Genomic DNA, 12,542 nt, shown 5'->3' on the forward strand with positions numbered 1-12,542 from the left:
GCGTGGTTGCTTTCGCCGCTCTGGCTCGCGCTTTTCATCCTGATCCTTTGGGCGCTTTACACACTCGCCACGACCGAGTTTTCGGTGCTCAGCCCTACCGACAAACGCTGGCACATCCTCGCCATCGCCGCGATGATCGCCTCACTCGGAGGATTGTTCAGCGCACCGCTTGCGGTGTTCAAGGTGCAGGTGAACGAGCGCCAGACGAAAGCCATAGAGGCGCAGCGCTATGTGGCCGAGCAGGGCCACATCACCGACCGGATCACCAAGGCCGTCGAGCAACTCGGCGCGGAGAAAACCGTCTATGTCGACGGCCAGCCCGCGACCCGACCGAATCTGGAGGTGCGCCTCGGCGCGATCTACGCGCTGGAGCGGATCGCGCAGGACAGCGAGCGCGATCATATCCCGATCATGGAGACGCTTTCCGCCTATGTGCGGCAGAACATCAGCGACGGCCCGGCGAAGGCGTTTCCGCTCGGGGCGTATCCGGAGCGCGACGAGGACGCCGACGAAGCGGCGGAGACGTTGCGGCACGAGATGATCACCGCGCGGCGTGAAAACTGGCGCGAATGGTTCGAAAGCCTCGGCCCGGTCCGCCGCCCGCGCGACGACGTGGCGGCGGTGCTGAAGGTCTTCGCCCGTCGCACCGATGCGCGGCGCGCGCACGAATTGGCGACCAAGCCAGAGTTTCACATCGACCTCAGCCACGCCAATCTGCAACGCGTCAATCTTGCTGGCGCTGACCTGAAGCGGACGGACCTCAGCAGGGCGGAGATGGAGGGGGCGGACCTCGGCGGGGCCGTGTTAAAATCCGCGCACCTGACCAGCTTGTCAGGTGCGCGGATTTTACCGAAACGAAAAACATGACACACGTTCACGTCAATACAATCTTTGGCGATCCGGCGACGAAACTGCCCGAAGGCCTGCGTCCCGCAGACCACTGGGCGAAGGAACCGCTCAAGAGCCCTTTGGACCCGGACCCCGAATACGACGCCTGGATCGCCGCCGGGGCGCCGCCGGGCAAACCCGTGGCGGGGTAGCGCGCTGTCCCGGACTTGATCCGGGACCCCGAGCGGCGGCGCGCGGCGGAGCGGGGTCCCGGCTCGGGGGCCGGGACCGCTAGGGGGATGGAAACCTGCGCCGCGCTTGTGCATAAACCGGCCCGACAAGAGCAAAGGGCCGCGCCATGCATGACATTCGCCTCATCCGCGACGATCCCGCCGCTTTCGACGCCGCGCTGGCGCGGCGGGGGCTGGCGGCGCAGGCGGACGCAATTCTCGCCATCGACGCCGCCCGGCGGGCGAGGATCGCGGCGGCGGAAGGGGCGCTGGCGGAGCGGAACGCGGCCTCGAAACTCGTGGGCGCGGCGAGGGCGAAGGGCGACGAGGCGGAATTCGAGCGGCTCCGCGCGCTGGTCGCGGCCAAGAAGGCGGAGATCGCGACCCTGGAGGAGGAGGCGAAGGCGGAGGATGCGCGCCTCACCGACGCGCTGATGGCGTTGCCCAACCTGCCCCTCGAATCCATTCCCGACGGCGCGGACGAGAGCGGCAATGTCGAGGTGTCGCGCAAGGGCGCGCCGCGCGACTATCCCTTTAAGCCGAAGGAGCATTTCGAGATTGGCGAGGCCATGGGCCTCATGGATTTCGAGACCGCCGCCAAGCTTTCCGGCAGCCGTTTCGTGGTTCTGAGCGGCGCGCTGATCCGGCTGCATCGGGCGCTTTCGCAGTTCATGATCGACCGCCATGTCGACGAGAACGGCCTGACGGAGACCTGGACGCCGGTTCTGGTGCGCGACGAGGCGATGCTCGGCACCGGGCAGTTGCCGAAATTCGCCGAGGACAGCTATCGCACTGAGAACGGTTGGTGGCTGATCCCGACCGCGGAGGTGACGCTGACCAATACGGTGGCGGGCGAGATCCTCGACGAGAGCGCCCTCCCCCGCCGCATGGTCGCGCACACGCAGTGCTTTCGCTCCGAGGCGGGCAGCGCCGGGAAGGATACGCGCGGGATGCTGCGCCAGCACCAGTTCGAAAAGGTGGAGATGGTCTCGATTGTCAGGCCGGAGGACGGCGAGGCGGAGCTGGAGCGGATGCGCGGCTGCGCCGAAGGCGTGCTGGACGCGCTGGAGATCCCCTATCGCACCGTCGTCCTCTGCGCCGGCGACATGGGGTTCGGGGCGCGGAAGACCTACGATATCGAGGTCTGGCTGCCGGGGCAGAACGCTTACCGGGAGATTTCCTCCTGCTCATGGTGCGGGGATTTTCAGGCCCGGCGGATGAACGCGCGCTTCCGGCGCGGCGCGGAAGGCAAGCCCGAATTCGTCCATACGCTCAACGGCTCCGGCCTCGCGGTCGGGCGGGCGCTGATCGCGGTGATTGAGACCTGGCAGGAGGCGGATGGCGGCGTGACGATCCCCCGGCCGCTCCGCCGCTACATGCGCGATGCGGAGCGGATCGGGCCGGACGGGACGCTGGCGTAACCCGCACCTGATCGCGGTTCCAGCCCTGATGGGGCGACGGAGCGCGGAACGCGGTGGACGCGCCTCGCCTCTGGCCTTACATCATGGCCGATAGAGGGGCCGGGAACGGGGCGGGCATGCGCATTCTCATCGTGAACGACGACGGCATCAACGGGCCAGGGCTGAAGGTGGCGGAAGAGATCGCCGTCGAGGTGGCGGGTCCGTCAGGCGAGATCTGGGTGGTCGCGCCGGAGACCGAGCGATCGGGCGCGTCGCACTGCGTCTCCTACACCGCGCCGATGCGGGTCACGCAGCTTGAAGAGCGGCGCTTCTGCATCGAGGGGCACCCGGCCGACTGCGCCATCGCCGGTATCGTCAAGCTGCTCCCCGAACGGCCCGACCTGGTGCTTTCGGGCGTGAACCGGGGGCATAACGTCGCCGAGGATGCGGTCTATTCCGGCACGGTCGCCGGCGCGAAGGAGGGCGCGATCCAGGACGTGCGCTCAATTGCGCTCAGTCAGTTCTTCGCCGCCGGCCTCGACGCGCCGGAGGATCTCTTCGCCGCCGCCCGCGCCCACGGCGCCGCGACCGTCAGAAGGGTTCTGGCGCTCCCCACCGGACCCGACGTCTTCTACAACGTCAATTTCCCGGCGCGCGCCGCCGACGAAGTGAAGGGCTTCCGCCTGGCCCCGCAGGGCCGTCGCGGCGGCGCCTTCGAGGTGCAGGAGACCATCGCCCCCAACCAGCGGCGCTATTTCTGGCTGAAACACGGCGGGCGCAACGTCGAGGCGGCGGCGGACGCCGACTGCACGCTCTGCGCCAACGGCTGGATCACCGCGACGCCGATGCGTCCCGACCTGACCGACCACGCATTGCTGGCCGAAGCGATGGCCGCGCATGAGGCGGCTGAATGACGCTCACCGCCGAAGAGCGGACCGAAGGCATGATGCGGCTGGTCTTTGCGTTGCGTTCAAAAGGGATCATCGACGCGCGCATTCTGGACGCGATCGAAAAGACCCCGCGCGAGTTCTTTCTCGACCGCGCGTTTCAGGACCGCGCGTTCGAGGATATTCCGCTGCCGATCGCCTGCGGGCAGACGATCTCGCAGCCCTCCGTCGTCGGGCTGATGACCGGCGCGCTTCAGGTGACGTCGCGCTGCAAGGTGCTGGAGGTCGGCGCCGGCTCCGGTTATCAGGCGGCGGTGCTCGCCCGTCTCGCGCGGCGGGTCTACGCGATCGAACGGCACCGGCCGCTCGCGCGGCAGGCGCGGGCGCGGATCGAGGCGCTGGCGCTCTCAACCGTATCGATCATGACCGGCGACGGCGCGCTCGGTTGGCCGGAACAGGCGCCCTTCGACCGCATCCTCGTCACCGCGGCGGCGGAGGACCCTCCGCGCGTTCTGCTTGACCAGTTGCGCGTCGGCGGCATCATGGTGCTGCCGGTCGGGCAGTCGGATGAAATGCAGCAACTGATCAGGATATCGAAGACCGAGGCGGGACTGGACTATCAGGAACTGGCGGATGTGCGTTTCGTACCCCTTCTGTCTGATATAGCGAAGGATGAAGGAGATTAACCATGCCAATGAAGTATAGTGTTTTTCGTCCTGCCTTGGTTTTCTCTTCGGCGCTTCTCGCCGCCGCCTGCGCCAGCGACCGGCCAGAACCCGCGCCGGTCACGTATCGCACCCCGGTCTCACCCGCGCCGACATCCCGCCCCGCACCGGAACCGAACGCCGCGCCCGCGACAGCGCCCTCCCCCGCGCCCTCCGGGCAGGCCGACGCGCGCGGCGTGGTCTATTACGAGGGCTACGAGACGATACGCGCCCGCTCGGACGACACCGTCGACGCCATGGCGGCGCGGGTCGGCCTGACCGGATCCGAACTCGCCGCCTACAATGGTCTTTCGACGCAATACACCCCGCGCAAGGGGGACGAACTGGTGCTGCCGGCGCAGCCGGACCGCTATCGAAACGGCGGCGCTTCGACAGCGCCCGTCGCCGCACCTCTCGCCGCCCCGGGCTACACGCCCTCCGCACCCGAGCGCCCTGGCGTCGAGGTCGCTGATGCGAGCGCGACAGGGATGCGCGACACGGGGGCGGCGCCAAAAGGCGAAGGCTGGTCGGCGGACCTGGCCCGCGCCGCGATCGGCGATGCGCCGGCGAGCGGTGTCTCGTCCGAGCCCCTTGCACCACCGTCGGCTGCAAGCGCACCGGAGCCCGCGACAGCAGAAACCGTAACTGCGAGCGTCGAGCCACCCGCGCCCGCGCCGGAAGCCGCGCCAGCCGCGTCGACAGGCGGCGCGCCGGGCTTCTCGCGCCCGGTCGACGCCGCAGTGTCACGACCGTTCTCACGCGCGCCGGGGCCGAATCGCAACGATGGCGTCGATTTCGCGACTGCAGCCGGCGATCCGGTACGCGCTGCGGGCGCCGGTACAGTCGCCCTGATTTCCCAATCCCTGGGCGGGCTTGGGACGATTATCCTGATTCGCCATGACAACGACTACCTGACCGTCTACGGTCGGGTGGACGGCATAGCCGTCGCCAAGGGCGACAGGGTCGCGAAAGGTCAAATCATCGCGCGCGTGGCCGATCTCGCGCCGCCGCAGAGCCCATCGCTGCATTTCGAGGTGCGGCGCGGCGCCGAAAGCGTCGATCCGGCTCCTTATCTCTGATCGGAGTGTCGGACGAGGGCGTCCCGGTCCACGACTAACCGATGCCGACCGCGGCGCGCGACCTGAGTTTGAAACGGCCGCAACCATCTTTTCGTCATATCGAATGTCTAGCGTGGATTACCGATGGTCATACGGGCAAATAAACAGACCACGCCGACCGAGGGAGAAAATTCGGCCCTTTCACATCAGTCAGAGATTCCGCTCCCGCGCAAGCCAGAGCGGGCGAATGGCGTCGCCCGGTATAAGCTCCTTGTCGATACGGTGGAGATCCTTGTCGCGAACGGCGGAACTCAGGCGGTCACGATCCAGGCAATCGCGAAAAAGGCCGGCGTGCCGACCGCTTCAGTCTATCACTTCTTTCCCAGCCCGATTGCGGCCTGCATCGCCGCGGCTGAACGCCATCAGGAGGCGCTGGCCTCGATCATTTTCGAAACGGGAGCGAATTCGAAAGAGACCGATCCGGGCGCCTTCTTCCGGAGCGTTCAGCAGCACGTCGTCGCCTACTACAATGCGAACCCGATAGCCCGTCGCCTGATCCTCGGATCTGATTGCAGCTGGCATATCCGGAAAATCGAGGTCGAGCGCAACGAGATCCTCGCCGAAATGGCGACATCAATGCTCGCAGCGCGATTCGGCGTCGCCCCCGGCCCGGAGCTGAAAGACATCATGGCTACATGTCTGACGCTCATCGATGCAGTCTGGAGCCTCTCCATCGCCAAGCACGACCTGATAACAGCCCATTACGCCGAGGAGGCGCACCGGGCTGCGGCGGCCTACGTGCTTTCGCACCTGCCGGAACTCGCCGGTCCAACGGGTGATCGAGACTGAACCCGCGTTTGCGAGTCCGGATAGATTGATCACGACTGCTCAACAGTCTGGGTAAATCGGCAGGCTTTAACGATCTTTCAGCACACATAGATTTCACGCCAGCGGCGAAACACGCCGCCGGGCGGTGAAAGGAAACACGATGACGAAGATTCTGGTCCTCTACTACTCAAGCTACGGCCATATCGAGACGATGGCCAACGCCGTCGCCGAGGGCGCGCGCGAAGTCGAGGGCGCCAAAGTGACGGTGAAGCGCGTCTCCGAACTCGTCCCCGAAGAGGTGGCGAAAAAGAATGGCTTCAAGCTCGACCAGACGGCGCTGGTCGCAGAGCCGAAGGAATTGGCGGATTACGACGCGGTGATCTTCGGCACGCCGACACGTTTCGGCGCCATGGCGGCGCAGATGAAACAGTTTCTCGATCAGACCGGCGGACTCTGGGCCGCCGGCAAGCTGATCGGCAAGGTCGGTTCGGTCTTCACCTCTTCCGCGACGCAGCACGGCGGGCAGGAATCGACGATTCTCAACTTCCACACCACGCTTCTACATCACGGCATGGTCATCGTCGGCTTGCCCTATTCCTTCGAGGGGCAAATGACGCTGGAGGAGATCACCGGCGGCTCACCCTACGGCGCATCGACTATCGCCGGCGGCGACGGCTCACGCCAGCCGAGCGCGCTGGAGCTGGACGGCGCGCGCTTTCAGGGCCGGCATGTGGCCGGGATCGCACGGAAGCTGGCCGGCTGACGGGCGTTCAAGCGCAATAAGGGCGCGCGCGACTTTCATGTCGCGCGTCGCCGCGTTTCCCGCGCACATCGCAGCCCGGGCCATATTCGATCTGATCGGTATCTGATTCAGCGAAAGCGCCGCCCGCCGCCACCGCCCACGCGCATCCCTCCGCCGGCTCCGGCGCCTGGATGCGCTCTGACAGGTCGATCCGGACGCCCGGCCATACCAGCGCCTCCGCCACCAGCGACGCTGGGCGGCCTGTCAGGCCGGTCTGGACGGGCGGGAAGGTGAGCCGGGCGAGGAGGGCGATCCGGGCGGTCGGGCCGATCGATATCCCAGTGGCGATGATAGTCGTAGATGCCGTAGCGAAAGCCATAGTCGTAATCGTACCACGGATCAGAATAGACGCTGTAACCATAACTCGCCCCGCCGCCGCTCTCGCAGGCCGCCAAGGCGGATGTCGCGGCAAGAGCAATAAGCAGCTTCCTCATCTGATCGTCTCCGCCGCCCTTATCGACTCGAACAGCGCGACCAGAACATGTTCATGACGATCAAACGCCCCCGGTTCGCCGATGAAAGCCGCGACCGCGACACGTCCCTCCGCGATTTGCACCGCGCCAAGCGCGAAATCGAGCATGCGACCGTTTCTCTCCCCTGAACCTGTCGCGACTTCGGCCGGCAGACCTCCGACATCGCGCGGCTCCCTGATCTTCACCTCGGGCCAGTCCATGAGGCGCGGAAGCAGGCCGTCGAGCCAGCTGTCGGTCTCCGCCAGATCCGTCAGATAATCGGGCGACCAGAGCGCGCCCCACATGATCCGCTGCTCACCCGGAGGGCGCAGAGTGATGAGAGGCGGTATCGGATTCTCGCCTTCGGGCATCGCAGCCGGGTCGATTTCCGGCGTCTTCGCAAGCGTCCAGCCCGCCGGTGCGTCGAAGGTGAAAAGTGTCTCTCCCCCGCGTGCGTAGCTCGTCTCCTCCGCAAGCGCGGGCGCGACGACGAGCGACAGCGCCGCAGCCATGTGCAAGATGACCCTCACGCGCCGCTCCTCCCTTCGCCCCTAACCGGATCTTCCAAAAGCAAGGTTAGCGAGTGACCCACAAGGGTCAATCCCTGTTCTTCCGGTTCTCGATCAGATCCTCGACCACGGACGGATCGGCGAGGGTCGAAATATCGCCGAGGGATTCGTGCTCGTTCTCCGCAATCTTTCGCAGGATCCGCCGCATAATCTTGCCGGAGCGGGTCTTCGGCAGACCGGGTGCCCATTGCAGCAGGTCCGGCTTGGCGATCGGGCCGATCTCCTTGCGCACCCAGTCGCTCAGCTCCTTACGAAGCTCATCCGACGGCTCGTCTCCGGCCATCAACGTGACATAGGCGTAAATGCCCTGCCCCTTCAGATCGTGAGGATAGCCGACAACGGCGGCTTCCGCGACCTTTGGATGGGCGACCAGCGCGCTCTCGACCTCGGCCGTGCCCATCCGGTGGCCGGAGACGTTGATCACGTCGTCGACGCGCCCGGTGATCCAGTAATAGCCGTCCTGGTCCCGCCGGCAGCCGTCGCCAGAGAAATAGTATCCCTTGAAGTCGGAAAAATATGTCGAGACATAGCGGTCATGATCGCCATAGACAGTGCGGAACATGCCAGGCCATGCGTTCTTCATGCACAGGACGCCTTCCGCTTCGACGGTCTCGATCTCCTTGCCGGTTTGCGGATCGACCACCGCCGGCTCGACGCCGAAGAAAGGCCGCGTCGCGGAGCCGGGCTTGGTGGCGATGGCGCCGGGCAGCGCGCTGATCAGGATGCCGCCGTTCTCGGTCTGCCACCAGGTGTCCACGATTGGCAACCGCTCCTTGCCGACGACCCGATTATACCAGAGCCAGGCTTCGGGGTTGATCGGTTCGCCGACAGAGCCGAGAAGCCGGAGCGAGGAAAGGTCCGCCGCCTCGACGAACTCCTCTCCCTGCCCCATCAGCGCGCGAATTGCTGTTGGCGCGGTGTAGAACTGGTTCACCTTGTGCTTTTCGCAGACCCGCCAGAAGCGGCTGGCGTCGGGATAGGTCGGAACCCCCTCGAACATCAGCGTCGTCGCGCCGTTCGCGAGCGGCCCATAGACGATATAGCTGTGGCCCGTGACCCAACCCACATCGGCGGTGCACCAGTAGACGTCGCCATCGTGATAATCGAAGACGAGTTGGTGAGTCATCGCCGCGTGAAGAAGATAGCCGCCCGTCGTGTGCACCACGCCCTTCGGCCGCCCGGTGGAACCGGAGGTGTAAAGGATGAAGAGAGGATCTTCGGCGTTCATCTCCTCGACTGGGCAGTCGGCGGAAACCTTCGCCATTTCCGCCTTCACATCGACATCCCGGCCATCGACCCAAGTGGTCTGCCCGCCGGTGTGCTTGACGACGAGGCATTTGACCTTGTCGGAACAGTGCAACAGCGCCTCGTCGGCGTTCGCTTTCAGCGCCGTGCGCCTGCCGCCGCGCGGGGCTTCGTCGGCGGTGATCAACAGCTTGGCGGCGCTGTCGTTGATCCGGTTGGCGAGCGCGTCGGGGCTGAATCCGGCGAAAACCACGGAATGGATCGCGCCGATCCGCGCGCAGGCGAGCATCGCGTAGGCCGCTTCGGGGATCATCGGCAGATAGAGAACGACCCGGTCACCCTTGACGACCCCCTGCCCCTTCAGGACGTTCGCCATGCGGCAGACTTTCTCGTGCAACTGGCGATATGTGATCTTCGCATCTACCGCGGGATCGTCGCTTTCCCACAGGATCGCGGTCTGGTCGGCGCGGGTCGCGAGATGCCGGTCGACGCAATTGGCGCAGACATTGAGCGCGCCGTCCTCGAACCAGCGGATGGAGACGTCCGGATGCGCGAAGGTCGCGTTTCGCACCTTGGTGAAGGGCTTGATCCAGTCGAGGCGCGCACGCGCCTCGTCGCCCCAGAACCCGTCAGGGTCCTTGATGGAGCGCGCGTACATCTCTTCATACTGCGCGGCGTTCACATGCGCCCGCGCGACTGTCTCGGCCGCGGGTTCGTAAGTCTTGTCGGTCATGGTCGCTCCTTCCTCCCGACGCCTGAACCGCGAGGCTTCAGAGCGCCAGATACTCCTGTCTGAGTTCGGCGTTGTCGAGCACCTCCTGCGAAGAGCCGTCGAACACCACCTGTCCCATGTCGAGGATGATCGCCCGGCTCGCGAGATGCAACGCGGCGATTGCATTCTGTTCGACGATGATCGTCGTCATGCCCAGCGACTTGATGTGCTCCAGCGTTCGCTCGATCTCCTGCACGATCACCGGCGCGAGCCCTTCATAGGGCTCGTCCAGAAGAAGAAGCTTCACATCGCGCGCCAGCGTCCGGCCGATGGCGAGCATCTGCTGCTCACCGCCGGAAAGCGTCACGCCTTCCTGCTTCCTTCGCTCGCCAAGACGCGGGAACAGTTCGTAGATCTTATCCAGCGGCCAGCCTTTCGGCGGCGCGATCTGCGCCAGTTGCAGATTCTCCTCGACCGTAAGGCCGGAGATGATGCGCCGGTCCTCCGGCACCAGCCCGACGCCGAGCCCGGAGGCCTGATAGGCTCTCATCTCGTGGAGCGGATGGCCGTCGAGCCAGATCTCGCCCTCCTGGACCTGTGGCGCGTCGACCCGCGCGATTGCGCGCAGGGTGGAGGTCTTGCCGGCGCCGTTCCGGCCGAGCAGCGCGACGATCTCGCCCTCGTTCACGTCGAAGCTGACGCCCTGCACGATATAGCTTTCGCCATAATAGGCGTGGACGTTCTGGGCGGAGAAATAGGCCGGCGCCGCGCCTGCCTGGACCGGATTGCTCACGTCATTCCCCCATGTGGCCTGTTTTCCATCGTCCAGCGGGCTCATCGCCGCCTCCCTTGTCAAGCCGACCTCAAAGGTGCGCGCCGCCGAGATAGGCTTCCTGCACCTTCGGGTTGCCCTTGATGTTCTCGGGCAGGTCCTCGACGATCGGCGCGCCCTGCGCCAGCACGGTGATGCGGTCGGCGAGACTGAAGACGACATGCATGTCGTGCTCTATCACCACCATGGTCACGCCGGTCTGCGCGATCTCCTTCAGCAGATCGATGGTGGCGTTGGTGTCGGCCCGCGCCATTCCCGCGGTCGGCTCGTCCAGAAGCAGGAGCTTCGGCTTCTGCACCAGCGCCATAGCCAGCTCCAGCCGCCGCTTGTCGCCACGGCTGAGGCTGTTCGCGATCTCGTGTCGCTTTGCGCCCATGCCGACGGAGACAAGCGCCTCCTCGGCGGCTTCGCGCATCTCCCGCTCGCCCTGAAGGGGCGACCAGAGCGAAGGTCGGAACGCGCCGTCGCGCTTGGCGAAGGCGGGGATCATCACGTTCTCCAGCAGCGTGAGGTCGCCGAATATCTCCGGCGTCTGGAAAACCCGCGTCACACCGGCCTGATTGATCTGGTGCGGCTTCAGCCCGATCAACGATACGCCGTCGAAAATAACCGAGCCGGTGTCCGGAATCAGCCTGCCGACGAAACAGTTCAGGAGCGTCGATTTGCCCGCCCCGTTCGGCCCGATGATCGCGTGGACCGTGCTCGCCTCGACATCGAGATTCACGTCGTTCAGCGCCTGCAATCCGCCGAAGCGCTTGTTGACGTTCTGGACCGCCAGAATGCCCATCGTCTCTCTCCCCTACTCGGCCGGCGTCGAGGCGCGCCGGCTCGCGCGATCACCGCCCTTGCGCCGATAATTCGCGATCCGGTTGAAGCCTTCCATCAGCCCGCCGGGCAAGAAGATCACCACCAGCATGAAGATCATGCCGAGCGTCAGCTGCCAGCCCTTGCCCACGAAGAAATGAAGAACCCAGGTGATCCCGTCGGCCAGTTCGGCCGGCATGAAGCTGAACCAGCCCTCAAGTACGTTGTCGTTGATTTTCGAGAAGATGTTCTCGAAATACTTGATCACGCCGGCGCCCAGCACCGGCCCCAGCAACGTGCCGGCGCCGCCGAGAATGGTCATCAGCACCACCTCGCCCGAGGCTGTCCACTGCATCCGCTCGGGGCCGACAAGCGGGTCGGTGCAGGCCATCAGCCCACCCGCAAGTCCGGCGTACATGCCGGAGATGACGAAGGCGGCCAGCGTATAGGGCCGGGTGTTGACGCCGGTGTAGTTCAGCCGGTTCTGATTGGTCTTGACCGCACGCAGCATCATCCCGAACGGCGAGCGGAAGATCCGAAGGGCCAGGTAGAACGCGATCAAAAGGACGATCGCGCAAAAATAGTAACCCACGTTGAACTGAAAATTCCAACCGCCGATCTGGAGCACCTCGGTCGCGTTCATGTTCAGCCCGAAGAGATTGGTCGTCGGGAGCGAGCCGGTCGTGTTCGGCCCATCCAGCACGCGCGGGTCGTTCAGCGCGAGTTGAAGCCCGGTCTCGCCATTGGTGATCGGCGTCAACACCGAATAGGCGAGATTGTAGCTCATCTGCGCGAAGGCGAGCGTCAGGATCGAGAAGTAGATGCCCGACCGGCGGAGCGAGACGAAACCGATGGCGAGCGCGAAGAGCCCGGAGACGAGCACCGCGAGAACGAGCCCCGGCAGAATATTCATGCTCAACAGCTTGAACATCCAGACCGCGGAATAGGAGCCGAGACCAAGGAAGGCGGCGTGTCCAAAGGAGAGATACCCGGTCAACCCAAAGAGAATGTTGAAGCCGATCGCGAAGATCCCGTAGATCGCGAAGCGTTGCATCAGGTCGGGGTAACCCGCGTTGAACAGCGCCAGCGGGCTCTGATCCGGGAACGGATTCAGGATGAAGGGCGCCAAAAGCGAGATCAGCGCGACCAGCCCGAGAAGCTGAAGGTCTTTTCTGTCGAGGCCGAACATGT

At 65.2% G+C, this 12,542-nt stretch carries 14 protein-coding genes; 8 read left to right on the forward strand and 6 right to left on the reverse strand.

Annotated features, from left to right (window positions below; genetic code table 11):
* The first annotated feature begins 6 nt into the window (after positions 1-6).
* The 8 genes from G5B40_RS03740 (at position 7) to wrbA (ending at position 6,698) form a co-directional block, all read left to right on the forward strand.
* Complete coding sequence (locus tag G5B40_RS03740) at positions 7-867, forward strand: pentapeptide repeat-containing protein (RefSeq protein ID WP_165095169.1); 861 nt, start codon at positions 7-9, stop codon at positions 865-867.
* Entirely contained in the window at positions 864-1,040 is a 177-nt protein-coding gene (locus tag G5B40_RS03745; RefSeq protein WP_165095172.1) for a hypothetical protein, read from the forward strand. Before G5B40_RS03740 ends, G5B40_RS03745 begins: the two co-directional genes overlap by 4 nt.
* Before the next feature lie 146 nt (positions 1,041-1,186).
* On the forward strand, positions 1,187-2,479 hold the full coding sequence (serS, locus tag G5B40_RS03750) for a serine--tRNA ligase (protein WP_165095175.1): 1,293 nt from the start codon (positions 1,187-1,189) through the stop codon (positions 2,477-2,479).
* Between the two features lie 116 nt (positions 2,480-2,595).
* Positions 2,596-3,372: a 5'/3'-nucleotidase SurE gene (surE, locus tag G5B40_RS03755; RefSeq protein ID WP_165095178.1), complete on the forward strand. Its 777-nt coding sequence runs from the start codon at positions 2,596-2,598 to the stop codon at positions 3,370-3,372.
* On the forward strand, positions 3,369-4,031 hold the full coding sequence (locus G5B40_RS03760) for a protein-L-isoaspartate(D-aspartate) O-methyltransferase (RefSeq protein ID WP_165095181.1): 663 nt from the start codon (positions 3,369-3,371) through the stop codon (positions 4,029-4,031). The genes surE and G5B40_RS03760 overlap by 4 nt, the downstream gene beginning before the upstream one ends.
* Positions 4,032-4,033: 2 nt before the next feature.
* On the forward strand, positions 4,034-5,128 hold the full coding sequence (locus G5B40_RS21350; protein WP_165095183.1) for a murein hydrolase activator EnvC family protein: 1,095 nt from the start codon (positions 4,034-4,036) through the stop codon (positions 5,126-5,128).
* Between the two features lie 123 nt (positions 5,129-5,251).
* Positions 5,252-5,956 (forward strand): TetR/AcrR family transcriptional regulator, encoded by a 705-nt coding sequence (locus tag G5B40_RS03770; protein WP_165095186.1) that lies wholly within the window; start codon positions 5,252-5,254, stop codon positions 5,954-5,956.
* A gap of 139 nt (positions 5,957-6,095) precedes the next feature.
* Positions 6,096-6,698: an NAD(P)H:quinone oxidoreductase gene (gene wrbA / locus G5B40_RS03775; RefSeq protein ID WP_165095189.1), complete on the forward strand. Its 603-nt coding sequence runs from the start codon at positions 6,096-6,098 to the stop codon at positions 6,696-6,698.
* Between the two features lie 7 nt (positions 6,699-6,705).
* On the opposite strand, the gene G5B40_RS03780 is transcribed toward wrbA, so the two are convergent.
* The 6 genes from G5B40_RS03780 to G5B40_RS03805 all read right to left on the reverse strand — a co-directional run bounded on the left by G5B40_RS03780 (position 6,706) and on the right by G5B40_RS03805 (position 12,540).
* On the reverse strand, positions 6,706-7,056 hold the full coding sequence (locus G5B40_RS03780) for a hypothetical protein (RefSeq protein ID WP_165095191.1): 351 nt from the start codon (positions 7,054-7,056) through the stop codon (positions 6,706-6,708).
* A gap of 111 nt (positions 7,057-7,167) precedes the next feature.
* Positions 7,168-7,719, reverse strand: a complete 552-nt coding sequence (locus G5B40_RS03785; RefSeq protein WP_165095194.1) for a hypothetical protein — start codon at positions 7,717-7,719, stop codon at positions 7,168-7,170.
* A 67-nt stretch (positions 7,720-7,786) separates the two neighbouring features.
* Entirely contained in the window at positions 7,787-9,736 is a 1,950-nt protein-coding gene (gene acs / locus G5B40_RS03790; protein ID WP_165095197.1) for an acetate--CoA ligase, read from the reverse strand.
* Positions 9,737-9,773: 37 nt separating this feature from the next.
* On the reverse strand, positions 9,774-10,553 hold the full coding sequence (locus G5B40_RS03795) for an ABC transporter ATP-binding protein (protein WP_165095200.1): 780 nt from the start codon (positions 10,551-10,553) through the stop codon (positions 9,774-9,776).
* 25 nt (positions 10,554-10,578) lie between these two features.
* Entirely contained in the window at positions 10,579-11,334 is a 756-nt protein-coding gene (locus G5B40_RS03800) for an ABC transporter ATP-binding protein (RefSeq protein WP_165095203.1), read from the reverse strand.
* Between the two features lie 12 nt (positions 11,335-11,346).
* The gene (locus tag G5B40_RS03805) at positions 11,347-12,540 is read right to left on the reverse strand and encodes a branched-chain amino acid ABC transporter permease (protein WP_165095206.1); all 1,194 of its coding nucleotides are present in this window, start codon (positions 12,538-12,540) and stop codon (positions 11,347-11,349) included.
* Positions 12,541-12,542 lie beyond the last annotated feature (2 nt).

Origin of the sequence: Pikeienuella piscinae, from assembly GCF_011044155.1 — a bacterium.
Classification (GTDB): Bacteria; Pseudomonadota; Alphaproteobacteria; order Rhodobacterales; family Rhodobacteraceae; genus Pikeienuella; species Pikeienuella piscinae.

Coding starts and splice junctions, on each gene's coding strand:
- G5B40_RS03745 (WP_165095172.1), top strand. CDS start 864: ATGACACACGTTCACGTCAATACAATCTTTGGCGATCCGGCGACGAAA.
- G5B40_RS03780 (WP_165095191.1), bottom strand. CDS start 7,056: ATGGCTTTCGCTACGGCATCTACGACTATCATCGCCACTGGGATATCG.
- acs (WP_165095197.1), bottom strand. CDS start 9,736: ATGACCGACAAGACTTACGAACCCGCGGCCGAGACAGTCGCGCGGGCG.
- G5B40_RS03770 (WP_165095186.1), top strand. CDS start 5,252: ATGGTCATACGGGCAAATAAACAGACCACGCCGACCGAGGGAGAAAAT.
- G5B40_RS03760 (WP_165095181.1), top strand. CDS start 3,369: ATGACGCTCACCGCCGAAGAGCGGACCGAAGGCATGATGCGGCTGGTC.
- G5B40_RS21350 (WP_165095183.1), top strand. CDS start 4,034: ATGCCAATGAAGTATAGTGTTTTTCGTCCTGCCTTGGTTTTCTCTTCG.
- surE (WP_165095178.1), top strand. CDS start 2,596: ATGCGCATTCTCATCGTGAACGACGACGGCATCAACGGGCCAGGGCTG.
- G5B40_RS03800 (WP_165095203.1), bottom strand. CDS start 11,334: ATGGGCATTCTGGCGGTCCAGAACGTCAACAAGCGCTTCGGCGGATTG.
- serS (WP_165095175.1), top strand. CDS start 1,187: ATGCATGACATTCGCCTCATCCGCGACGATCCCGCCGCTTTCGACGCC.
- G5B40_RS03805 (WP_165095206.1), bottom strand. CDS start 12,540: ATGTTCGGCCTCGACAGAAAAGACCTTCAGCTTCTCGGGCTGGTCGCG.
- G5B40_RS03795 (WP_165095200.1), bottom strand. CDS start 10,553: ATGAGCCCGCTGGACGATGGAAAACAGGCCACATGGGGGAATGACGTG.
- wrbA (WP_165095189.1), top strand. CDS start 6,096: ATGACGAAGATTCTGGTCCTCTACTACTCAAGCTACGGCCATATCGAG.